This window comes from Pseudomonas sp. A125 (genome assembly GCF_055409485.1).
In genome coordinates, this window is record NZ_JBUZVP010000005.1 from 269,611 (window position 1) to 293,702 (window position 24,092).

Sequence of the window (24,092 nt, forward strand, 5' to 3'; positions counted from 1 at the left end):
TAAGACCTAAAAACAACCGGGACAGACTTATTTAACTCCCAAAAACCCACCCACAAAAAAAGGAAGCCTCGGCTTCCTTTTTTCTTTACCCCTCTTTCCTAGAAATCGTAACGCACTCCCACATTAACCCCCCACGGCTGATCCACCTTCTTGCCCTGGGCATGTTCAACATCAGCGTGCAGCTTGACGTTCTTCGACACCGACATCGCCACGCCCGCTGCCACTTCAATACGCGAACCGAACACATCGTTGTTGAAGCGCTGGTCGTTTACCTTGACCTTGTTGCTGTGGTTGAACTCATGGGCCAACGCGGTACGCAAGTAGGGCTGCAGCACCCCGCCGCTCTCCAGCTGGATATTCTTGCCACCCGTCACGCCCAGCTTGCCCACCACGGAGGCGGTGCGATCACCCTTGGCCTGCAGGCCGTTGTCCAGCTCGTAACTTTGCGCCTGGATAATCGCTGCGCTCAGTTGCGAGTACGGTTCTACAAAGTAACCGTCGTCGAGCTTGATATGCCGGCCGACTTCCGCCGATGCGCTCACGGCGTTCTGCGTGTAGTTGCCCTTGGCACGCTTGCCGTCGCTCATGGTCACGTTGACCTCGTTGTGCAAGCGGTTGAGCTTGACCACGCCGTCGAAGTACATCCCGCTCTCGTCGTCGATCCAGGTGGCATAACCCCCCAGGTAGTAGCTGTTGACCTTGCCGCTGCCGGAAGTGTTGGCGCTGATGTCGGACGTGCTGTGACCCGCCATGACACCGGCCATCCACTGGCCATCTGCGCCCGACAATGGCGCATCGGCACCCAGGCTCAGGCCGCGCTGGTTTTGCGTGTAGCCACCACCGTCCTTGTTCCCGGCTACCTCGTATTTGTTGCCGTAGCCACGCATCCAGAACCCGTTGCTCTGGCCGTCGCTGAAGCGCAGTTCACCCATGCGGGTACGCAGCAGGGACATCTCCCCGTACAGCACGGTGGGGGCCGTGTTGAACAACGCCATCACGGTTTTGGTGCTGTTGCTGGTGCCACGACGGTTAGGGTCGAGGTACCAGTCGGTGTCTTCCTTCTTCAGCCCGTAGGAATAGGCGCCCACATCCACGGTGTCGCCGTCCAGCGAGAAGTGCGCATCGCCACCCTCGGTGTGCACCACGCGAATCGGCAAGGCACTCGCCAACTCGGAGCCGGTCGCCGCCAACAGCAGGCTGTGGTTGCCCGTGGCAACCCCGTTGACGTTGAGCAAGTCGGTCTGGCCGGTGCTGAAGTCGGTGTGCATCACATAGCTGCCGTCACCCGACAGGCTGTTGACGTCCAACTGGAAGAACTCATCGGCACCGCCAAAGTGCACGGTGCCGCCGCCCATGATCAGGTCGCCGACTGAACTGTCATCCACCAGCATCCAGTGGGACGCTGAATTGACGCTCAACTCGGCAACGTTCTGCAGTTTGCCGGTGAGCCAGGAGCCATTGTTGAGCTGCAACGTGGCGGTGCTGCCGTCTTCGACCACGACGTCACCGACCAGGAAGCTGCGGTCGACGTTCATGTTGGCAGTGGCGCCGTTCATGACTTCCAGCAGCACACCGTTTGCGCCGGTCAGCGTGGAGCCATTGAGTACATGAATATCAGCAAGGGTGGATTCCCCGGGCCTGAACGAGCCGACCTGAATCGCCGAACCGGTCCTCCCCTCGACGCTCGAGCGGTCGAGGATCAGGCTGCTGGCAACAGTCGGGTCGTTATCCACGCCCATCTTCACGCCAATGTCTCCACCAACGATGCTGGTATTGAACGCACGGGCCTGGCCACTGAACAGGTCGATACCCACGCCATTATCAGCGGTCGCCTCGACACGCGAATCAGTCAGGTCCAGCACGCTGTAGGCACTGGCCGAGGCACCGCGGGTGCTGCCGGTGATGTGGCTGTTGACGACCGTGACGCTGGAACCATTGGTGTCGCCCAGGGAACGGCCCGCTATCAGCCCGGTTCCGGTGTTGTGGGTAACGTTGCTGTTGGTGATCAGCACGTTGCTGCCCGTGAGACGCACCGCGGCGACTGCCGAATCCCGCGCAACGACGTCCGAACCATCGATGCGGATGTCGGAGTTCATTGCGGTAATGTCCCGGGTGCTGCTGCCGGCATTGACAATCAGGGTTGCGGAATTGGCAGTGATTTGCAGGGTGGGCACTCCTAGAACCGTCAGGCGGGAACCTGCACGCAATTCAAAAGTGTCGGGGCGCGGGCCAGGCCGCACCGTTTCATCCGGGCCGGTCACGACACGCGCTTCGGACAGCTGCGCCATGAGCATCAGCAGTGTGACGGCCTTGGCCTTGAAGGCAAGGCTTAAGGGAGTTGGTTTGAAATTGAATGGAGCTGACATCTTTACGGACCTCTGGGTTGGCGTTCCTTTACGGAAAAAACTGGCCGGTTCCGAAAAGCGTGTGGACCCTGCCAATCAAGCGGCGACCAAGGTAACCAGAGCTGTTCCCAACATCTGTAGGACTAATCCTAAGGTGCTGTACTGAAAGTGAATGCAGTTTGTACGCGACCCAAAGGCAAAAATGCCAAAGAGGAGCAAGGCTCCTCTTTGGCAACAGGCTTCAAACAGTATTAAGGAAGCGGGACGTCAGTGCCGTCGCAGTACAGGCCATTTGTTCCACCTATCCGAACCCCGCGAATAAGAGGATGCGCTTCATCGGAAGGTAATGGTCCTTCAGGCAGGCTGATGGTGTACCAGATCCGCGCGGAGCCGGCCAGCCTTGCACCCGAGTTGGGCTGGATGGGTTTGTAGATGGTCGCATAGGGCCCCAGGAGCAGCTCGAACCCCGAATTGATCATGGCTTGCGTGAGCGGTATGGAGTCCACACGACCCACTGCTGCCACGACCGGTATCGTTCCTGCATCGTCGCTGTAACCCTGCGAGTTCAGCGTAACCACCATCCTCAGTTCAAAGTGCTCCGAAGACGGGATAAACACCACTACGTTCCCGGGAGGAGTATCAGGCCTGAACGAAGCGCAGTTGATCGACCCCGCTACCGACAGATGTCGTACTTGCGGCGCGGCAAGCTCTTTGAAGTTGGCGTTCACTGTCACCGTCGTGTCAGGTGAAAACTGACGGTTGGTGCTGGCCCCTTGGGCAATGGTGTAGAACACCGTCTTGCGGCCATTGCCGTGACGCTCAATGAAGCTCCACGGGATTGAGAGCGTAATCACCTGGCCAGCCGATGCGCCTGTCACCAGTTGGGTAGCAACGAGTTCGCCCGAATAGAAAAGGCGGATCGTAAAGTCGCTGGCATCCGGCGTGGGTGCCGTACTCCATAACGTTACCCGGGCGATCGCGGGCCGGTTGGCGTGGTCGCGCTCCAGCACGTCGTCGGGGCCCTCGGTACCGGTTGCGTCTTCCCCGTTCACGACTACGGGCAGCAGGTCATCGTTGATCGGGTCCGGGCCAATGGGAGTGGGGCCGACAACAAACAAGTCCAGGTTGACGGTGGTGGTCGGTATCGCCGGGTAGTCGACAGATCGCCGCCGCACCACATAGGAAACCGTCAACGGCAATAGCCCTCGAGTGGCGCCATAGAGATCTTCCAATACCCTGTACGGAACGTGAACCTCCGCCGGGAACCGGCTGCTGCCCAGCGGCTGGGCATCCAAGTCAACGGTGGCGATGCTCGTCGTCAGTGTGACAAGGATTTCATCTCCATCGGCGTTGCGCAGAAAGTTCGTATATTCAGGAATACGCACGATCATGCCGCCGTCCAGCCCTACATCCTCCCGATCAATCAATTCGTCGCTGGGGGGAGAGGTTCGGGCAACCAGCGGTGCCAGGAGGTTCTCAGGGGCCGGAAACAAACCCACGTCCAGGCTGTAGGAAGCAGAAAGCCGCGCCGGGTTTCCTGCTGCGTCGAACAACTCATACCGCAAACTGCGCAGGCCATCCGGGCTGGCGTCAACCACGGATAATGGCAATGGGAAGCTCAAGTCCGCAGGCAGAGTCCAACGTGGCGAAGGATCAGGCGGGCTGGGGGCATAGGGCTCATCGGAACCATTATAGTAAAGATACGCCCAATCGCCCGCAGCGCGACCTTGCGCCACATAATCCGGGATCGTAAACACTGCGGACTCATTGGGCTTGCCTTCAAAGTAGTCACGGTCGACAGGTGTGGGCAGGTCGCCAGCTGGTATAGGCCCCGGCGGCGCACCGGGGAAGCTGGCATACGGTGGTGACAGGTCAACGATAACGACCTGCGGAACTGATCGGGTGTCGTTGTCAGGACCAGCAACGTAAACTTCGTACATGATCTCGTACCGCCCTGCGGGCCGCCGACCTTGAGCGATGTTCACCGGTACCTCAGCCCCTGGGTTAACAACGGTAAACGAATAAATGGGATCGCCCCACTCGCTGTCATCGAAATTTTTCCACCAGACAGTGACAGTATCGGGAGCAGCCGGATTGGTACTGAAGTCAGGCCATCGTGGAATGAAGAAATTCATATTCTCACGCAGGTTGAATTCCCGTGAGATCAATCCAGGAAAGCCAGGCACCCCACCTTCAAAACGACCATCAGGCAAATTCAAGACACCCGGATCGGCACTTCGATTCTTTGCATAGTTACGGATAAAGTCGATCGTTTCCTTTTTCATTACTTGTCTCCAGATAGTAAGACGAATCACATCACACACACTTCCCTATCGTTGACATAGCCGCTCGCGCCGCGAGACAAAGCGCTTGCACGCCTATCACACGCTGACTATTCCCTGCACAACAACGAGTACACTCAGTTTTTTAATCTTCGACCAACGTTGCCTTTCCATCATTAGTGCAACTAATGACATCACCCGGCTTACAAAACCCACCCCCTGAAAAGGTCAGGTCGATACGGATATGTCCGGTCCCCTTGACGTCTGGCCGGGAGTCACCCACCTTGCCCAGGTTGCGCCACACTTCGAAACTGGCGATAGCTGAACCGTAGTTGCGCGCAGGCTCCAGGGTCCGGTCGAACGGTCCCACCACAATGTTAATGCCGTTATCAATATGGGGTTGCAGCACCTGGATAGTTTCGTTGTATTCAGCGCCAGCAATAGGCTCTTCCCAGCTATTACGCCCATAGCATTTCCAGTAGAAATGCACTTGATCGTTAAGTTGCAGGCCGATATTGCCCGGAATCAAACAATGCACGCCATATAACGGAGAAGGCGAAGAACAACAGACCAGATACTCGTTAGTCAGGGTGTGCTGAACTTGCGGAGGGGTAAAATCAATCAGCGCCGTCACATCGACATCCACAAAAGTTGGCAGTGACTGTTGTTCGTTGACCCCATTACTGGTGAGGTAATGGACCGGCAACAGTGGATTGACCGTCCCCTCGATCAGGCTCCAGGGGATATCGGTAAACCACACCAGCTGCCCTCCTACCTCACCCAACTGCACGCGATGGCTGGCCACCGGCCCAACATTGTTCCAGAACAGGCTGAGCAATTGACCCGCGACCGGGCCTGCAAACAAAGAAACAAATGCCTGGGCATCCAGCCCACGATCCAGATGATTGAGCTGATTGGGAGTCCTGGAGCCGCGCCCTATCACCGTGACTCTGGCCAGGTCCGGGTTAAGCAATGCGGGCGCGTTGGAATGATCCTGGCCGGCAATCGTCAGGTCGACATTGAAACGTTCCGATAAGGAACGAAATGGAGGCTGGGGGCTGCGAATGATTTCGTAGCGCACCACCGCTGCTTCGGGAACCAGTACAGGCTCAATGCCCCTGAGGGTCAGCCATGGAATTTCCACATCACACGGGAAGCCCAGTACCGGCTGCGGGACTGTCGGACGGGCATTCCAATAGGCGATTACCTGGTCCCCCGGCGCCCAATCGTCGTAGGCGGGGTCAATGCGCATGAACACGCCACGACGTGCATCATCGCGCTTGATCAGGCTGTCGTCGTACGCTGGTGGCCGAATTTGCGGACGCGGCAAGTTGCTCGGCAACGGCGTAAGTGCCAGCTGAAACAGCAGTCCGGCGCTCTGGCTGCTGAAATTACCCGCCTCGTCAAAAATGCGGTAGAAAATATAGGCGTCACCGTTGTTCAACCTGCGAAAAATATCGGGGTCCACGTAAGCAATCAGCGGGTCGGAGGTTGACGCAATCACGTACTCAGCGTCTGGCGCGCTTAACGGCGGGTTATCCCGGTTGGACACGTAGAACTCAAGCCGGTCATTGGCCGCGCGCACGGTATAGAACGGAATATTCAACCCCACTGGCACGTTATCGAGCAGGTATTGCTCATCGACGTTCGGGGTCGGGGCAACGACAAAATCCACAGTATCCAGTGGGTTCAGTAACTCAGGCGAGTCCAGATCGATGGTGAGTGTTCTTCTGGGAATCAACTCACTGACGCCGCCAAAGGAATCCTCAACCGAGTAGTAAAGTTGCGCGGTGCCGGAGCCCTCATCAGTCAATCGTGACAGGGGCACCTCCAGTGAGATAACCGCGGCCAGAGGGGGTGGCGGGCCAAACACCTGCCGCGAATCAACCACCTCATCGACACCCGCCCACACCCAGTGAAGGCGCACGGTGTGCGGCTCATCCAAAGGCTCGGGTGGCGGGTTCCACATCGGGATGTTGACCTGCAGCGGGCCCTGCAGGCGCGAGCGCGGGATCAGGCCCCGAGGGTCACCACTGTCGACGCCGGGTATGTCCATCGGGTCCAGCAACACGGTGCCCCCGTCGTCCGCGCCCAAGGGTTTGATCAGGTAAGTGGATTCAGTGACGTCAGACATGGGTTTAATCCTCAACAGGGTGAACAGTGGCCGGCCGGCAGGCAGCGTGTGTATACCAAGTGGCGTTGAGAGAATTAAGCGCCCGATTTCTTCGTCCGGATACTGTCAGAATTAACAGGTGGGCCCCTCCATTCGTCGCTTTTGCTCGGCCTTGCTGCCAGGGCGGTTACTGAGCAGCTCTTGACGAAATTTCCTACTTGGTGTTTCCTGAAACCGGTTTCAGCGATTGATTTCGCCTTGGAGCCCAGATAAATCCAATAAGAAAGGCCCGCCGCCGTGACTACTTTTTCCGCCGCCCAACGCAGCCGCGTGACCATGCTTGACGTCGCCGAGCGCGCCGGTGTGTCCAAGGCCAGCGTGTCGCGTTTTATCGGCGACGACCGCGCCCTACTCTCCGATGCCATCGCCCTGCGCATCGAACAGGCCATCGACGAACTGGGCTACCGCCCCAACCAGATGGCCCGCGGCCTGAAACGTGGGCGTACCCGCCTGATCGGCATGCTGGTGGCCGATATCCGCAACCCGTATTCGATTGCCGTGATGCACGGCGTGGAAACCGCCTGCCGCCAGCACGGCTACAGCCTGGTGGTGTGCAACACCGACCGCGATGACGAACAGGAGCGCCAGCACCTGGCCGCCCTGCGCGCTTACAACATCGAAGGCCTGATCGTGAACACCCTCGGCCATCACCGAGACCTTTTGCTGGAACTGCAACGGGAAATTCCCCTGGTGCTGGTGGACCGCAAGGTCGAACCGCTACACAGCGACCTGGTGGGGCTGGATAACCCGGTGGCCGTACGCATGGCCGTGGAGCACCTCGAACAGCAAGGCTACCGCGACCTGCTGTTGGTCAGCGAAGCGCCCGATGGCACCAGCTCAAGGTTGGAACGGCTGGACAGTTTCAAGGCGGAGATTACCAACCGTCCGACGTTGACCGGCGCCGTACTGGAGTTGGACGGCGAACTGGAACAGCATCTGCAAAAGTTTCTAGGCAAATCCGGCCCCAAGGCGTTGTTCTGCGCCAACGGAATCGCGGCACTGGCGTGTACCCGCGCATTGAAAAATCTAGGCTGCGACCTGTTTGATGACGTAGGCCTGATCGCCCTGGATGACCTCGACTGGTACCCGCTGGTGGGCAACGGCATCACCGCCCTCGCCCAGCCCACCGAGGCCATTGGCGCCAGTGCGTTTGACTGTTTACTCAAGCGCTTGCGCGGCGATAGCCAGCCCCCACGCCCCCTGGACTTCTTGCCGCAACTGATCATTCGAGGCTCCACCAGGTGCCCGTAGCAGCTGTCGAGCCCGGGCGAGGCTGCGTTTGCGATGTGTCAGGTACACCGCCGACGCAGCCTCGCCCGGGCTCGACAGCTGCTACGCCTGGTTCAATTCAACATTTTTCGAATAAAAATGAAACCGGTTTCAGAGGTACACAACAATGCATAAATACCCCGTCTCCATCAGCCTTTCCAGTTACGGCGCCGACCTGGTCCGCCAGCAAGGCCAGTTGAGTTTCGTCGAGGTGCTGGCTGCCGCCGGCGCGCAACGCATCGAATGGCGTGAAGAGCTGTTGACCACCGAACAGCCCGCTGAACTGGCCCAAGCCGCGGCGGATCACCACCTGGAATGCGTGTTTTCATCGCCCTTGGAACTCTGGGTTGCCGGCCGCTCCCAACCCAACGCCGAACTCGCCGCCACCCTCGACCGCGCCCAGGCATTCGGCGCCCGCTGGCTGAAAGTCTCCCTGGGCTATTTCACCGACACCAACGACCTGGACAGCTTGAGCGCCCTGCTCAACCGCCATCCGGTCAAGCTGCTGGTGGAAAACGACCAGACCCTGCACGGCGGGCGCATCGAGCCGATGCAGCGGTTTTTCAACGAAGTCGAACGCCTGGCCCTGCCGGTGAAGATGACCTTCGATATCGGCAACTGGCAATGGCAGGACCAATCCGCGATCACCGCTGCACGCCTGCTGGGCCGGCATGTGGATTACCTGCACTGCAAGGCCGTGGCCCGCCGCGCCGACGGCAAGCTGGTGGCACTGCCGCCGGGCGCTGCCGACCTGCATCTGTGGGAACAACTGCTGGGGCACATGACTCAAGGTATTACCCGGGCCGTGGAATTTCCGCTGCAAGGTGATGACCTGGTGCACGTCACCGCGCAGCAGGTTGCCGCCCTCGCCGTCCTCGGCCAGCCCCGCGTGGAGAACGCACATGTCTGAGATCGATATCCTGTCGTTTGGTGAAACCATGGCGATGTTTGTCGCCGAACAGACCGGCGACCTGGCCCAGGTTGCGCAGTTTCACAAGCGCATTGCCGGCGCCGACAGCAACGTCGCCATCGGCCTGTCACGCCTGGGTTTCAACGTGGCGTGGTTGAGCCGCGTAGGTGCCGATTCCCTCGGGCGCTTTGTGGTGGACACCCTGCAAAACGAAGGCCTGGACTGCCGGCATGTGGCGGTCGATCCGTTGCACCCCACGGGCTTTCAGCTCAAGTCCCGTGAAGAAGCCGGCGATGACCCGCAGGTGGAATACTTCCGCCGTGGCTCCGCGGCCAGCCATTTGTCGGTGGAGGCGATCCAGCCCGAGCTGTTGCAAGCCCGGCATCTGCACGCCACCGGCATTCCGCCGGCGCTGTCGGACGCCACGCGCGAGCTGTCGCGCGAGTTGATGACGCAAATGCGCGCAGCCGGGCGCAGCGTGTCCTTCGACCCGAACCTGCGCCCGTCCCTGTGGGCAAACGAGCAACGCATGATCAGCGAAATCAACGCCCTCGCCTGCCTGGCGGATTGGGTGCTGCCGGGCTTGAGCGAAGGCCGCTTGCTCACTGGCTTTGAAGACCCGGCCGACATCGCCGCGTTCTACCTGGACCAGGGCGTGGAAGCCGTGGCCATCAAGCTCGGCCCCCACGGCGCGTATTACCGCACCCAGCTGGACCAGGGGTTTGTCGCCGCCGTGCCGGTGGCCAAGGTGGTCGACACGGTGGGCGCAGGCGACGGGTTTGCCGTGGGCATGATCAGCGCGCTGCTGGAAAATTTAAGCTTCAGCGAGGCCGTGCAGCGCGGCAACTGGATCGGCAGCCGCGCGGTACAGAGCCGTGGCGACATGGAAGGCTTGCCGTTGCGTGAAGATCTCCCCGCCTACTGTAGGAGCGAGCTTGCTCGCGAAGGTCGTCAACGATGACGCAGGACACCTGAATAAACGCGGCGCCCTTACGTTTTTCGCGAGCAAGCTCGCACCTACACAACTACCTGTTGCCACAACTACAACAAGCTCAGGAGCAACCCCATGGAACCGTTGAAACTCGCCACCCGCCGTTGGTGGTACATCATGCCCATCGTGTTTATCACCTACAGCCTGGCGTACCTGGACCGCGCCAACTACGGCTTTGCCGCCGCCTCCGGGATGGCCGAAGACCTGATGATCACCCCGGGCATGTCGTCATTGCTCGGTGCGCTGTTCTTTCTCGGCTACTTTTTCTTTCAGGTGCCGGGCGCGATCTACGCGCAAAAACGCAGCGTGAAGAAGCTGATTTTTGTCAGCCTGATCCTCTGGGGCGGCCTGGCCACCCTGACCGGCATGGTGTCCAACGCCTACATGCTGGTCGTGATCCGCTTCATGCTCGGGGTGGTCGAAGCCGCCGTCATGCCGGCGATGTTGGTGTACCTGTGCCACTGGTTCACCCGTGCCGAACGCTCCCGGGCCAACACCTTCCTGATCCTCGGCAACCCCGTGACCATGATGTGGATGTCAGTGGTCTCGGGCTATCTGGTGCAGCATTTCAGCTGGCGCTGGATGTTTATCATCGAAGGTTTGCCAGCGGTGATCTGGGCGTTTATCTGGTGGAAGCTGGCGGATGAAAAACCCGCCGATGCCAAATGGTTGAGCGCCCAGCATAAAAAAGACCTGGAAACCGCCCTCGCCGAAGAACAGGTGGGCATCAAGGCGGTGAAGAATTACGCCGAGGCCTTCCGCTCGCCCAAGGTGATCATCCTGGCGCTGCAGTTTTTCTGCTGGAGCATTGGCGTGTACGGCTTTGTGCTGTGGCTGCCGTCGATCCTCAAGGCCGGCTTGAAAATGGACATGGTGGAGGCCGGCTGGCTGTCGGCGCTGCCGTATCTGGCGGCGGTGATCGGCATGCTGGTGGTGTCCTGGGGCTCGGACAAACTGCAAAAACGTAAACGCTTTGTGTGGCCACCGTTGTTGATCGCCTCCATCGCGTTTTATGCGTCCTACGTGTTGGGCGCCGAGCACTTCTGGTGGTCATACACCTTGCTGGTGATCGCCGGGGCCTGCATGTACGCGCCGTACGGGCCGTTTTTCGCAATTGTGCCGGAGATCCTCCCGGCCAACGTCGCCGGCGGCGCCATGGCGCTGATCAACAGCATGGGCGCCCTCGGCTCGTTCGGCGGCTCCTACCTGGTGGGTTACCTCAACAGCAGCACCGGTTCGCCCGGGGCCTCGTACCTGCTGATGAGCGGTGCGTTGCTGGTGTCGGTGGTGCTGACGATCTTTCTCAAGCCGGGCGCCAGTGACCGCGAGCGCGCCCCGCTGCATTCCCTTGAATTGAAGGTAAAGACCTGATGAAAAAGTCTGTCGTGCTCTACAAGAAACTCTCTGCGCCGCTGATGGCCCGTCTGCATCAGCAGGCCGAGGTCACGCTGATCGAGGCGCTGGATGAAAGCGGCCTGGCCAAACTGCGTGAGGCCTTGCCGACCGCCCAAGGGTTGCTCGGTGCCAGCTTGCGCCTGGATGCAAAATTGCTGGACCTGGCGCCGAAGCTTGAGGCCGTGGCGAGCGTGTCGGTGGGTGTCGACAACTACGATATCGACTACCTGACCGAGCGCGGCATCCTACTCAGCAACACCCCCGACGTACTGACCGAAACCACCGCCGATACCGGTTTTGCGCTGATCCTGGCCACCGCCCGGCGGGTAGTGGAACTGGCCAATCTGGTGCGCGCCGGCAACTGGAACCAGAACATCGGCCCGCTGCATTTTGGCAGCGACGTGCATGGCAAGACCCTGGGCATTATCGGCATGGGGCGCATTGGCGAAGCGTTGGCCCAGCGCGGGCATTTCGGTTTCGGCATGCCAGTGATCTACCACAGCCACACGCCAAAGCCTGCGGTGGAGCAACGCTTCGGTGCCGAATACCGCAGCCTGCCTGATCTGCTCCAGCAAGCCGATTTTGTGTGCCTGACCTTACCCTTGACCGCAGAAACCGAAGGTTTGATTGGCGCTGAAGAGTTCGCGCTGATGGGCCCGGAGACGATCTTTATAAACATCTCCCGGGGCAAGGTGGTGGACGAGCCGGCGCTGATCGAGGCGTTGCAACAGCGCACGATTCGCGCGGCGGGGCTGGATGTGTTTGTGCGCGAACCACTGGGGCATGATTCGCCGTTGTTGCGCTTGAGCAATGTGGTGGCGACACCGCATATCGGCTCGGCCACCCATGAGACGCGGGAGGCGATGGCCGCGTGTGCAGTGGACAATCTGCTGGCGGCGCTGGCCGGTGAAAAGCCGAAGAACCTGGTGAACCCAGCCGCCTGGAAACACTGACTACTGTAGGGGCTGGCTTGCCTGCAATGGCATCAACGGGGTGTACCTGATACACCGAGGCGTCTGCATCGCAGGCAAGCCAGCTCCTACATTTGGTTTGTAGTGCCTGTTAGATGACGAACCTGGCTACCATCGCGTTCAAATCCACCGCCAGGCGCGACAGTTCATGGCTGGCCGCGCTGGTCTGGTTGGCGCCCGCTGCCGACTGGGTCGCCAGGTCGCGGATGTTCACCAGGTTGCGGTCCACTTCGCGGGACACCTGGGCCTGCTCTTCCGAGGCGCTGGCGATCACCAGGTTGCGTTCGTTGATCAGGCTGATGGACTGGGTAATCTGCTCCAGGGCCACACCGGCAGCCCGCGCCATTTCCAGGGTGCTTTGGGTGCGCTGGTTGCTCTGCTGCATCGAGTTCACCGCCTCGCCGGTACCGCTCTGGATGCCGGCGACCATTTTTTCGATCTCCTGGGTCGACTGCGCCGTGCGATGGGCCAGGGCGCGTACTTCATCCGCCACCACCGCAAAACCCCGCCCGGCTTCACCGGCGCGCGCCGCTTCAATCGCAGCGTTAAGGGCCAGCAGGTTGGTCTGCTCGGCAATCGCGCGAATCACATCCAGTACCTTGCCAATGTCACGGCCCTGAGTGGCCAGGCCTTCGATCAATACCGAGGTGTTTTGCACATCCTGGGTCATGGTCTGGATCGCGCCGACGGTTTCCACCACCCGGTCGCGCCCTTCCCGCGCGGCCTGGTTGGACTGGCCGGACGCCTCGGAGGTGGACACCGCATTGCGCGCCACTTCTTCCACCGCAGCGGTCATTTCGTTGACCGCCGTGGCGGCCTGGTCGATTTCGTTGTTCTGCTGCTGCAGGCCTTTGGAGGCTTCCTCGGTGACGGCACTGAGTTCTTCCGCCGCCGAGGCAAGCTGCGTGGCCGAACCGGCGATGTGCTGGATGGTCTGGCGCAGGTTGGTTTGCATGGCGGCCAATGCGCCGAGCAGGCGGGCCGGCTCGTCCTTGCCGTCGTCCGTGATCACTTTGCTCAAGTTACCGCCCGCGATGACTTCGGCCGCCTCCAGGGCTTTGCGCAGCGGGGTGACGATGCTGCGGGTCAACAACCACGCCAGCAGCACGGTCATCAAGGCCGCAAGCACCGAAACCGCGATGATGCCCGTGATCGCGTCACGGTAGCTCTGCCCGGCCTCGTTGCCGGCCTGGGTGGCATCGGCCGCGTTGATGGCGATCAGTTTGTTCAACTGCTCGCCCATCAGGTCGGTACCGTCCTTGATGCGGCTGTTGATCAAGGCTCGCATCTCATCGACCTTGTTCTGCTGGGACAAGGCGACCATCTCGGACTGCGCCTGGAGGTAATTATCGAGCGTGGCGACGAACGTCTTGTACAACGCCTCCTCTTCAGCCCCGGCAGGCATGACGGCATACGCCGCTTGCGCAGTCTTGACCTTGTCCACCAGAACGCCCATGCGGGTCTGGGCTTCCTGCAGGGCCGCGGGTTCGCGGTTTACCAAGACGCGAAACGACAAGATGCGCAGGCGCAGGACGTTTTCGGTCATGGTCGCCAAATACCCCACGCTGGGCAGTTGGTTGGCGCCCATGTCCACCGATGCCTGGCGAATCAGGGTCATGCGGTTGACCGCAAACACCCCCAAAATGACCACAAGCAACGCAATGAACGCAAAACCAAGGAAAGCTCGAGGTGCAATATTCAGGTTACGAAGGGACATAGCTGCGCTCTCAGAAGTAATGGCTGCGAGCGTCCCTGCCGCGACACGGTCAGTCAGCGTCAACGCGCTGCTCCGACCTTACGGCGCCACTGTTCTAATAGGTATGTGGCGCCTACAACCTTATCGGCCGGCTTGAGGATTTATTGCAGGATGTTCCGAAATATTTTTTCACACTTCTGACGACCGGCAGTTTCTGGCATCCTGCGCCTCCTTTTTCCTACCCGGGCCCGTATTTTGTCTGACACTCAAACCCCTCGCCCCCGTTATAAATCCGACCTGATCTACGGCCTCGAAGACCGCCCGCACTTCAGCGCGGCGATCTTCGCCGCCCTGCAGCATGTGCTGGCCAGCTTTGTCGGGATCATCACGCCCACCCTGATTGTGGGCGGCGTGCTCGGCCTTGAAAGCGAAGTGCCGTACCTGGTGAGCATGGCGCTGTTCGTCTCGGGGCTGGGCACCTTTGTGCAGGCCCGTAAGTTCGGCCCGGTGGGTTCAGGCCTGCTGTGCCTGCAAGGCACCAGCTTTTCGTTTATCAGCGTAATCCTGAGCGCCGGCTTCATGGTCAAGGCCCGGGGCGGCGGCACCGACGAGATCCTGTCGACGATCTTCGGCATCTGCTTTTTCGCGGCGTTTATCGAAGTGGTCCTCAGCCAGTTCATCGGCAAGCTGCGCAAGCTGATCACGCCAGTGGTCACCGGCACCATCATTACCTTGATGGGCTTGTCGCTGATCAAGGTAGCCGTCACCGACATGGCCGGCGGTTTTGGCGCCAGCGACCTGGGCGCCGCCGGCAACATGGGCCTGGCGGGCCTGGTGTTGCTGACTATCGTAGTGCTCAACCGCTTCAACAACCCGTTCCTGCGCCTGGGTTCGATCGTGATCGGCCTGACCCTGGGCTTTGTGGTGGCCTGGTGGATGGGCCGCGTCGACCTGGCCGCCCTGCCCCAGTTGCCGTTGATCAGCGTGCCGGTGCCGTTCAAGTACGGTTTTTCGTTCGACTGGGTGGCATTTATCCCGGTGGCGGTGATCTTCCTGATTTCGCCGCTGGAAGCCGCTGGAGACCTGACGGCCAATTCGATGATTTCCCAACAACCGGTCAAGGGCCCGCTGTACATCAAGCGCATCAAGTCCGGCTTGCTGGCTGACGGCCTCAACTCGGTGATGGCGGCCACCTTCAACAGCCTGCCGATGGTGACCTTCGCCCAGAACAACGGCGTGATCCAGTTGACCGGCGTGGCCAGCCGCTACGTGGCGTATTTCATTGCCGGGCTGCTGGTGCTGCTGGGGCTGTTCCCGATGATCGGCGCGGTGCTGCAACTGATGCCCAAGCCGGTGTTGGGCGGCGCGACCCTGATCATGTTCGGCACCGTGGCGGTGGCCGGGATCAAGATCCTCGCCGAAGCCGGCCTGCACCGGCGCAACGTGCTGATCGTGGCGATCTCCCTGGGCATGGGCCTGGGCGTGGCGGCGGTCCCGGAAGTACTGCGCGAGCTGCCCAAGGCGCTGCACAACATCTTCGAGTCGCCGATCACCGTGGGTGCGTTCTGCGCTATCGTGCTGAACATCTTCCTGCCTGAAGAGTTCATAGAACTGGAAGAAGATGAATTTGATCCGGAAGCCTCCACGCTCAAGGTGATGCAGGACCCGGACGTCACGAAATAGGAGAACCCGTTTATGCGCAAGCTCATGGTTTTGTCACTGCTGCTACTCACCCTGAGCGCGTGCGCGCTGTTCCCCAACCGCGACCCGGTGAACATCAACGTGGTGGGTATCGAACCGCTGCAGAGCCAGGACCTGGAGGTGCGTTTTGCGGTGAAGCTGCGGGTGCAGAACCCTAACGAAACCGCGATCGACTACAGCGGCGTGGCCCTGGACCTTGAGGTGAATGGCCGGCCACTGGCGTCTGGGGTCAGTGACCAGGGGGGGTCGATCCCGCGCTTTTCCGAGGCGGTGCTGACGGTGCCGGTGAGTGTCTCGGCGTTCTCCGTGCTGCGCCAGACGCTTGGTTTGAGCCAGACCCAAAGTTTGAATAACCTGCCTTACGTGTTGCGCGGGAAACTGGCGGGCGGCCTGTTTGGCACCATGCGCTTTGTGGATCGCGGCACGCTGGACTTACCCAACACTGCCACGTGGTGACGACATGGACGCCCTGCCTACGCTGTATACCGAACGCCTGATTCTGCGGCCGCTGACGCTGGAAGATGCCGAGGGCGTGCAGCGCCAGTTTCCCCATTGGGAAGTGGTGCGTTATCTGAATGCCCTGGTGCCTTGGCCTTACCCCGAAGATGGTGCGCGCAACTATCTTGAGCATGTTGCGCTGCCGGCGATGGCGCGCGGTGAGGAATGGCATTGGTCGATCCGCCTGAAAAGCGCGCCTGGGGCGTTGATTGGCAACGTCAGCCTGATGGATGAGGTGGATAACAACCGGGGATTCTGGCTGGGGCCGCAATGGCAGGGCCAGGGATTGATGGCCGAGGCCAGTGCGGCGGTGACGGCGTATTGGTTTGAGGTGCTGGGGCGACCCGTGATGCGGGTGCCCAAGGCGACGCCGAACGTGGCCTCTCGCAGGATTTCCGAGCGTACGGGGATGCGGTTGGTCAGGACCGACGAGGGGCAGTTTGTCGAAGGTCGTTTCCCCAGGGATATTTGGGAGATTACCCGGGAGCAATGGCTGCAGATTCGGGGGGAGTGAGGGGGGTTGGTTGAGTGGTACAGAACAAACTCAAAGGCGAACACGTTCCACTGTAGGCGCTGGCTTGCCGGCGATGGCATCACCTCGGTGTGGCTGAAAGACCGAGTTGCCTGCATCGCCTCCTGCACCTTGCCCTGGCTTCTCGCTGGCGCTGCCGCGTTACCCAGGTGCAACTCGATCCGTTACTGCTCAAGGTGCGATAGGCGATTGTCGCCTGCTTTGCGCTTACTTCGCCGCCATCAGCCGATTGACTTCACTGCGCACCATGTTGGAAAACTCCGGCGGCGACATCCCATCCAGCTCCGCACGCACCCATTCGGCCCATTTGCCCTTGCGCTTGGCGCGCTCGCCAAACAAGCGCGCAGCCTCACCCTTGGCCTTGCCCAGGTTGCTTTGCCAGAGGTCATAGAGACGGGACTTTTCATCTTCCAGCGCGGCGCGCTCGGCAAGGGGCTTGTTGGCCAGATTGAAGCTCATGTTGAATTACCTGCTGCACAAATAGGTGACATCTTACACTGTAGGTCGAAATTTCCAGGCCTGGATTTCACCTAAGCTGACCGTAGGAAAAAAACCTGCAACTTTTGCCCGCTTAAAACACTCCATTCTTCATCAAGCGCATTCATTGCCACATTCACCTGCAAGGAGTTAACCCAATGGCTCGCAAATCTGCCGCCCAAGCCGTCGAAGAACAAATCAAGGATCAAGCCTTCAGTGAACTCACGGCACTGATTGAAGAATCGGACAAGTTGCTCAAAAGCAGCGCGTCGCTGGTAGGGGAAGAAGGTGAAACCCTGCGCGAACAGGTCGCCATCAAGCTCAAGCAGGCCCTGGACTCGGTGTCCAACGTGCGCGAGCGTAGCAAGCCCGTGGTGGACGCCACCGAAACCTATATCGGTGGCCATCCGTGGCAGACCGTGGCGATTTCCGCCGGCTTTGGCCTGGTGGTCGGCCTGTTGCTGGGCCGTCGCAACTGACCTGAGTACCGGCTGCGCCCTCCCCGGGCGCAGCTTGCTTCACGCCTGTGCCAGCACCCGCAACCGGCTTAATTCTGCCGTCTCGATTTCAATTCCGCCTGCCAGTGACTTCGCCCGTGTGCGATGGCGCCGGTCTCCCGGCAACCGCCGCAACCCTGCTGCATGCATCTGGCGCACCAGTTCCTGGCTGCGTTCGGCGAAGTTTTGCCCGGCAGTCTTGCTCGGGTCGATCACGATCAGCAACTGCCCGGTCCACGGCGTGCGCGCGCCGGGGTGATCGGACCAGTTGAACTCGAACGAAAAGTTACCGCCCGTAAGAGCCGCCGCCAGCAGCTCGACCATCATCGACAGGGCGGAGCCCTTGTGCCCGCCAAAGGGCAACAGCGCACCGCCTTCAAGAATGGCCTTGGGGTCCTGGGTCGGCTGGCCGAGGCTGTCCACGCCCATGCCCGGCGGCAGGCGTTCGCCCTTGCGCGCGGCAATCTGCACGTCGCCATGGGCGATGGCACTGGTGGCCAGGTCAAACACGATCGGCAGGCCATCGGCACGGGGCGCGGCGAAGGCAATGGGGTTGGTGCCGAACAGCGGGCGATCCGCGCCGTGGGGCACCACGCACGTCATGCTGTTGACCACGCTCAAGGCCACCAGGCCTTCTTCGGCGAAGGGCTCGACATCCGGCCAAAGCGCCGCGAAGTGATGCGAGTTATGGATCGCCAGCAAGGCAATCCCGGCGCTGCGGGCTTTTTGTACCAGTAATGGGCGGGCGGCTTGCAGCGCGGGCTGGGCAAAGCCATTACCGGCATCCACCCGCACAAAGCCGCTGGCCACGTCCTCGACCACCGGCACGGCCTTGCCATTGACCCAGCCACTGGCCAGGGTCGAGACATAACCTGGGATACGGAATATGCCGTGGCTGTGGGCGCCGTCGCGCTCGGCGCTGGCGCAGTTCTCGGCCAGCACCCGGGCGACCTCGGCCGAAGTACCGTGGCGCACGAACACCTGGCGCAGCAGGTCGGTCAATTGCGCATAACTGAGTCGCTCTGATGAAGACTCGACATCCAAAGGCGATGCAGACATCTGAAGCTCCCGTTTAATTATTGGAATGGGCAACAGCGTACGAAGACTCGGACTGCCGATTAGACAGGGTTTGCCCCGTGGCTGTCGACAGGCAGTCCCAGACATATCTAGGCCCCGGGGTTGGCGAGGCGCGATAGCGTCTAGTGCCCTATCTCTCCAAGGATCGCAAGGATGAACCCGATGCCCTACTTTTTCGCCGAAGCCATGCGCGTGGGCTGGAAGGTGCTGGACCGAGAGCGCCAGTTGAACATCACCCCCCAGGACATCGAGTTTCTGGGCAAGGTATTTATCGCCAGCGATGCCGGGCGCCGCGAAAAAACGCCGCCGATGATCGCGCAGCGCGTCTGGCTGAATAAAAACACCGCGCACGCGTTCGAACTGGCCGGCAGCTTCATCATGAGCTCAACCAGCGTTTACCCACACGCGTTCCTCTACACCCCTTATGGCGGGCTGGAAAAATTCGACCACCGGCCTGCGCTGCTGGCCGCGCTGGGCGAACGCCTGAAAACCCCTGCCCAGGCGGCACAACTCTTGTGTTTCCTGCCCCTGCTGCAACAGACAATGCCCGTGCTGGACACCACGCCGGTGCTGACGCCCGAGGACATTGCCGGGGATGTATTTGGCGACCAGGAGCGAATCCTTAAGCACTACCAAAACAACAACCGCGAGGTATTGCTGGCAACGTTAAAGCAGCTACCGTCCCTGGATACGCTGCTGACCCAACTGATTGAAAGCGTTGCCCGCCCGCTGTTCCCCGGGTTGTTTGCGGGCGACACCCAAGTCAGCTTTTTTGCCGCTCGGCCTACCGCCACCCACCCCGTGCGTTGGCTGGATTCACTGCCCATCAATAACGCATTGCTGTTGTTTTACCGCGAGCAGGCCTGGCCTGCCGGGCAAACCCGGGAGTTCTTCCACCCCCAGCGCCCGCCCGATGCCAAGGACCCACAACGCCGCAGCCGCGACGCCCAGCTCTGGGAAACCGCGATCAAGCAGGCCGCAGGCCAACTGATCAGTTTTTTGCAGAGCGTCCTGGAGACTTTCTGGAACACCGACCTGTCGCCAGGCGTATCACGGCGCAGCGGGTTCGCGCAGGTTATGGCCGCGAACGCGCGACTGGACATACTGCTCAAACGCCAGCAAGCCATTATCAGCCCCGAACAAAGCCGCTCATTGGCAGCGCTCTACCTGTCGTCGGGCCCGGCGCCGGAGGATAGCCAAACGTTGCGTTTCGAGCGGCCACACATCTGGGAGCACCCGGCCAATGTCGTGACATTGGCCAACACTCTGCTGATCGGCAATGCCAAAGCGTATTTCTACACCTCGGAAAAAGGCCTTCAAGTGCTGGGAAGCTACGAGGACTTGATGAGTGCTCTCAAGGCCATGGTCAAGGCGCCCGGGTACGAAGACGACTTTTACAACCTGATGTCGCTGCAAGAGCGGGCACTGTTTATCGGTTTCAAGGCACCCCAGTTTTCCGGCAGCCGCATAGGCGGCAACCTGTTTGCGCAGTTGTTCGATGACATCATTGCCAAACAACAGCAAAACCTCGCGTATGCCCTGGACCTGTACCGCCGCACGCGTGCCGGCATCGAGCCTTCAGCGCTGGTGGATCACGCACTGGACGTACGCTACATGATCGACAGCCGCCTCCTCGCGCTCGATACCGCAGGGCGCTGGACGCCCCACTCCGTGCTGGCCGACCCGACCCGCCCCGTCTCACCCACTGCGCAGCGTACCGCCCTGATGCAAAAGCAGCTGGCGAGTATCCAGCAAGCGTTGGCTGAACGGGTCCGGGCACAACCCACGCTGGCGACTCGTGTGAACACCACACTCTCCTCCAAACTCAACCAGCGTCATCGGATAAACACTGCTGCCGACCAGATTTTCGTCAACCGCTACGACACTGCCGCCAGGGCTACCGAACCTGAGGCGCCGCGGCAAAGCCAGACATTGACCGCCTGCTTCGTCGACCGCCTGACGCGAGGCACGGGACCTATCCCGCAAACCGCCACCTACGGCCTATACCAGGTGCAAGGAAGCGGCCCCGCGGCCCAACGGCTGAACCTGAAAATCGAGCAGGCGAACGCGATTCTTGACGATACGCTGGTGCAGTTTCACAACCACCGCATTGCCGATCTCCCCCGCGAGCATCTGGAACAGCTTAAGGCATCGATGGCCCACGCCATGTCAGTGGCCATTCAAGGCGAAGCCCGGCTGCGGCGCCTGAATAACAGCCTGGACAGCCGGGACGAGGCAATGATCCAGACGGTATTCGACCTGCAGCATGCCAACCGCCATCAGCGCCTGGGCCTGGACGGTTTTATTCCCGATGCCTACGCCGTGACGGTCGAGCACCAGGGCCAGCCGCAAAGAATATCGCTGGCCAACTGTACGGTACTTACCGAGCGTGGTGGCCTGGACCCTTCTCACTCCGGGCGGGTGTTGCTGTGGATGCCCGCCGGGGGCCTGGAGCGCTTCACCGACGTGGGGCGCTTGCAAAGCGAACTTGAGCGACGGCTGTCTGATCCGCACCGACGCGAAACACTGCTGGCAAACCTCGACCCCATCCAGCGCCAGCCTCACCAGCGTTACGTGCTGGGCCGCTTCCTGCTGATCAACGAGTCGGTGGCCCAGCACCGCCAGCAGTCCTGGATCAACCATTACATCGGCCAAAGGGCCCATTGCCTGGCGCTCGGCCTGCCTGGCAGCGCCCTGCTCAAACGCCTGGGTGAGCTGGAGCGAGCGTTGCCTGCCACCAACCTGATGCACACAGCCCGGATCGCCCAGACCTTGATGGTGCAGCAGGCTCTGCCCGCCTGGCTGGGGATGGCACCGATACCGGAGCAGCGACGGCACTGCGAGATCCTTGAGCAATATCGCCATAGCCTCAAGGATGACAAAGACTACCTCGACGGCTTTCCCTCACTGTCGAGCTATGTGAGTGACACGCTCAACGACGTGTTGAAAGCCTATGGGGTTGACGCGCGAAACGTACACATCACGCCCAGGCTGGTGTTGGCCGGCCAGCGCCAGAACCTGGTGGACTACGCGCTTAATCATGTCACCGAGCAGGCCGCGACTTTCGACGTCGAGTCCACCGCCACCGGCCTGACGCCAGCCGTGGTGCGCCAGATACTCGCCCGCTTGCCCCTCAAGCAAGACAACCAACGCTACCTGGCCAGCCACCTGACTCCGGGCAACCTGGGGGCCGCGGAGCGCGAGCGGCGGTTTATTCGGCAGTTGCCCTGGCAACTGCTGCAACATGCCCATGGGCTGATGCTGCAGGAGCAGCTGTCGCCCACTGCCATGGGCTTGATCACGCAGATTCTCGACATGCCCGATGCCATCGCCCGCGCCGCCGTCAAGGGTACGACGGCACTCATTCGTCCCCTGGAGCTGATCGCCACCGCCGGCGCCCGAACCATCAAGGCACTGGGGGTGTATTTATTCAATGCCACGGGAAAAGGCCCGCTGGTCATCTATACGCCTTATTACCCGACGCAGGCGTTCCAGGAGTTTGACGACGAGGCCGATTTTTTGCACCGGCTCAACCTGCCTGGCGCATTGCAGGACTGGGTGGTCGAGCACCTGCCGACGGCCGAACGGGCCACCTACAAAAACCTCTGGGCCAGCACCGTCGGGCAAACCGCGGAAATCACCCTGGCGTCCAACCCCATCAACGGCCATGCCCTCAAACAGTTGTACCGGGACAACATCGCCTTGATGTCGAACATGCTCGAACAGCAAACCCACACCGCCGGCCAGGGCCCCTGGGCCACGCTCAAGGCACTGTTTACCCAAGGCCTTCAGCAGGCGCAGAGCCTGTTGCCCGCCAAGGTGATGCTGCCGTTGGTGATCTGGCAGAGCTATAAACTGTTCAAGGCCTCGGCAGAAGACTTGCAACAACACCACTGGCGCCATGCCCTGGAGACATTTATCGCAGGCGTCGCCCAAATGGCATCCATGCGGGACCTGATGAATGAGCAGCCGGTTTCAACCACAACCCCGGTGCAAGCCGCCCCCGTGGAAAAAGCCCGCACCTGGCAAGAGATCGGCATCACCGACCAGGCCCGCACCCAGCGGCAGCCCTTCGAAACCTGCGACCTCAGCCTGGCACCATTGACCGCTGCCAGTTCCGGGGTCTACACCGCCACCGATAACCACCATTACCTTCCCCTGGAGGGAAAGGTCTACCGGGCCGAGACGGCAAATGGGCAATGGCGGCTTTTCAGTGCACGTTCCAAGGGGCCGTACGTGCTGTTGGATAGCGACCGCCGGTGGGCCCTGGATACACGTGCGGCACGACGCCGCCATGGCCCCGGATTCAGCAGGTACCTTGAACGCCGGGAAGTCAATGAAGTGGTGCGCAGCACCATGAACGTCGAAGCCCGCGGCATGGCGCAGATTCGCCGCATATCGCCGCACCGCGCCCAGGTGATCGTGGATGCACTGGACCTGGCAACCTTTTACCTGCACAACTGCCAGCAGAACATCAAGCTGCTGGACCCCAAATACCCCCCGGTCACGCGGGTGCATCGTTTTATCAATCGCTTCTTTGGGGTACCGATCGACCCAGACACCGGGCCCGGGAAGTTTCCCCAGGAGCTTTCGGAAAAACTCCTGGAGACGATTACCGCCGTCCTTGACGAAGCGTTGGAACCGTCGCTTTATTCGCTCAATTCCACCCGGTTTATCTCCGGCGCGCATATTGCCGACCCCGAGCGACATTGGGCCTTTGTCATCGACGATGATCCCGACCGGCGCATCTACCTCACAGAGAACTTCTTCAACCCGCCCACCAGTCAGTATGAGGGCCGCCTGACCCATCACTTCGACAAGGAGATCCACGCCCGCGCCACGACATTGATCCATGAACTGACCCATATCGTCAGCAATACGGTCGACGTGGCGTACCTGAATTCATCATCACCGTTTTCGGACTTGATCGAGGTACAAACCCAGGAAGGCCGCGACCTTCGCACCTGGTTGCAAGACCTGCAGGCGAATGCCTACTCGTTGAGCACACCCATAGGGCAACTGTTCAAGTCATGGAACGGGGAAGGCGCTACAAAGGCCGATGTGGGAACCGACCCGGACGACGAATACATAAGGCAGCAAATTCTTGCCACCACAGGAGGCGTGGACTTGAGCAATGCGCGGGGGATTTTCAAAACCAACCTGACGCGGCGCTTCAATACCCAGATGGATAACGCCGACTCACTGACCTTACTGATCACAACCCTGGGTCGCCAGCTGGACCCGGTACCCTCGATTGCCGAGGCCACGCCGTAACGGA

The 24,092-nt window shown here is 60.7% G+C and carries 16 protein-coding genes and 1 pseudogene; 11 read left to right on the top strand and 6 right to left on the bottom strand.

What is annotated here, in order from left to right; genetic code table 11:
* Positions 1 to 98: 98 nt before the first annotated feature.
* From ACZRN6_RS09500 to ACZRN6_RS09510, 3 genes are all read right to left on the bottom strand, one after another.
* The gene (locus ACZRN6_RS09500; RefSeq protein ID WP_464007807.1) at positions 99 to 2,366 is read right to left on the bottom strand and encodes an autotransporter outer membrane beta-barrel domain-containing protein; all 2,268 of its coding nucleotides are present in this window, start codon (positions 2,364 to 2,366) and stop codon (positions 99 to 101) included.
* A gap of 230 nt (positions 2,367 to 2,596) precedes the next feature.
* Entirely contained in the window at positions 2,597 to 4,630 is a 2,034-nt protein-coding gene (locus ACZRN6_RS09505; protein WP_464007808.1) for a hypothetical protein, read from the bottom strand.
* A gap of 142 nt (positions 4,631 to 4,772) precedes the next feature.
* Positions 4,773 to 6,761, bottom strand: a complete 1,989-nt coding sequence (locus ACZRN6_RS09510; RefSeq protein WP_464007809.1) for a hypothetical protein — start codon at positions 6,759 to 6,761, stop codon at positions 4,773 to 4,775.
* 276 nt (positions 6,762 to 7,037) lie between these two features.
* Here ACZRN6_RS09510 and ACZRN6_RS09515 point away from each other — a divergent pair, with 276 nt between their 5' ends.
* The 6 genes and pseudogenes from ACZRN6_RS09515 to ACZRN6_RS09540 all read left to right on the top strand — a co-directional run bounded on the left by ACZRN6_RS09515 (position 7,038) and on the right by ACZRN6_RS09540 (position 12,318).
* Positions 7,038 to 8,051, top strand: coding sequence for a LacI family DNA-binding transcriptional regulator (locus ACZRN6_RS09515; RefSeq protein ID WP_464007810.1), 1,014 nt, complete (start codon positions 7,038 to 7,040; stop codon positions 8,049 to 8,051).
* A 145-nt stretch (positions 8,052 to 8,196) separates the two neighbouring features.
* The gene (locus tag ACZRN6_RS09520) at positions 8,197 to 8,979 is read left to right on the top strand and encodes a sugar phosphate isomerase/epimerase family protein (protein ID WP_464007811.1); all 783 of its coding nucleotides are present in this window, start codon (positions 8,197 to 8,199) and stop codon (positions 8,977 to 8,979) included.
* Complete coding sequence (locus tag ACZRN6_RS09525; protein ID WP_464007812.1) at positions 8,972 to 9,940, top strand: sugar kinase; 969 nt, start codon at positions 8,972 to 8,974, stop codon at positions 9,938 to 9,940. Before ACZRN6_RS09520 ends, ACZRN6_RS09525 begins: the two co-directional genes overlap by 8 nt.
* A pseudogene (locus ACZRN6_RS09530) lies at positions 9,888 to 10,001 on the top strand (outer membrane lipoprotein carrier protein LolA); the annotation flags it as partial. The gene ACZRN6_RS09525 and the pseudogene ACZRN6_RS09530, both read left to right, overlap by 53 nt.
* 44 nt (positions 10,002 to 10,045) lie before the next feature.
* Positions 10,046 to 11,341, top strand: coding sequence for an MFS transporter (locus ACZRN6_RS09535; protein WP_177088049.1), 1,296 nt, complete (start codon positions 10,046 to 10,048; stop codon positions 11,339 to 11,341).
* On the top strand, positions 11,341 to 12,318 hold the full coding sequence (locus tag ACZRN6_RS09540) for an NAD(P)-dependent oxidoreductase (protein ID WP_464007813.1): 978 nt from the start codon (positions 11,341 to 11,343) through the stop codon (positions 12,316 to 12,318). Before ACZRN6_RS09535 ends, ACZRN6_RS09540 begins: the two co-directional genes overlap by 1 nt.
* 109 nt (positions 12,319 to 12,427) lie before the next feature.
* Here the strand turns inward: ACZRN6_RS09540 and ACZRN6_RS09545 are convergent, their stop codons facing one another.
* Positions 12,428 to 14,053, bottom strand: a complete 1,626-nt coding sequence (locus ACZRN6_RS09545) for a methyl-accepting chemotaxis protein (RefSeq protein WP_322145567.1) — start codon at positions 14,051 to 14,053, stop codon at positions 12,428 to 12,430.
* Between the two features lie 234 nt (positions 14,054 to 14,287).
* On the opposite strand from ACZRN6_RS09545, the gene ACZRN6_RS09550 reads away from it, so the two are divergent.
* From ACZRN6_RS09550 to ACZRN6_RS09560, 3 genes are read left to right on the top strand one after another with little or no spacing between them, the layout of a single operon-like run.
* Positions 14,288 to 15,715 (top strand): nucleobase:cation symporter-2 family protein, encoded by a 1,428-nt coding sequence (locus ACZRN6_RS09550; RefSeq protein ID WP_322145568.1) that lies wholly within the window; start codon positions 14,288 to 14,290, stop codon positions 15,713 to 15,715.
* A 12-nt stretch (positions 15,716 to 15,727) separates the two neighbouring features.
* Positions 15,728 to 16,189 carry an LEA/WHy family protein gene (locus tag ACZRN6_RS09555; RefSeq protein ID WP_322145569.1) on the top strand — a complete coding sequence of 154 codons (462 nt, stop codon included), beginning with the start codon at positions 15,728 to 15,730 and terminating at the stop codon, positions 16,187 to 16,189.
* Positions 16,190 to 16,193: 4 nt separating this feature from the next.
* Positions 16,194 to 16,745, top strand: coding sequence for a GNAT family N-acetyltransferase (locus ACZRN6_RS09560; RefSeq protein WP_322145570.1), 552 nt, complete (start codon positions 16,194 to 16,196; stop codon positions 16,743 to 16,745).
* A gap of 225 nt (positions 16,746 to 16,970) precedes the next feature.
* On the opposite strand, the gene ACZRN6_RS09565 is transcribed toward ACZRN6_RS09560, so the two are convergent.
* Positions 16,971 to 17,222: a hypothetical protein gene (locus ACZRN6_RS09565; protein ID WP_003217960.1), complete on the bottom strand. Its 252-nt coding sequence runs from the start codon at positions 17,220 to 17,222 to the stop codon at positions 16,971 to 16,973.
* Positions 17,223 to 17,398: 176 nt separating this feature from the next.
* Here ACZRN6_RS09565 and ACZRN6_RS09570 point away from each other — a divergent pair, with 176 nt between their 5' ends.
* Positions 17,399 to 17,719, top strand: coding sequence for an ElaB/YgaM/YqjD family protein (locus ACZRN6_RS09570; protein ID WP_010172915.1), 321 nt, complete (start codon positions 17,399 to 17,401; stop codon positions 17,717 to 17,719).
* Positions 17,720 to 17,758: 39 nt separating this feature from the next.
* Here ACZRN6_RS09570 and ACZRN6_RS09575 read toward each other — a convergent pair whose 3' ends face one another.
* Positions 17,759 to 18,796, bottom strand: coding sequence for an Ldh family oxidoreductase (locus ACZRN6_RS09575; protein WP_464007814.1), 1,038 nt, complete (start codon positions 18,794 to 18,796; stop codon positions 17,759 to 17,761).
* 171 nt (positions 18,797 to 18,967) lie between these two features.
* Here ACZRN6_RS09575 and ACZRN6_RS09580 point away from each other — a divergent pair, with 171 nt between their 5' ends.
* On the top strand, positions 18,968 to 24,088 hold the full coding sequence (locus tag ACZRN6_RS09580; protein ID WP_464007815.1) for a dermonecrotic toxin domain-containing protein: 5,121 nt from the start codon (positions 18,968 to 18,970) through the stop codon (positions 24,086 to 24,088).
* The last annotated feature ends 4 nt before the right edge of the window (positions 24,089 to 24,092 follow it).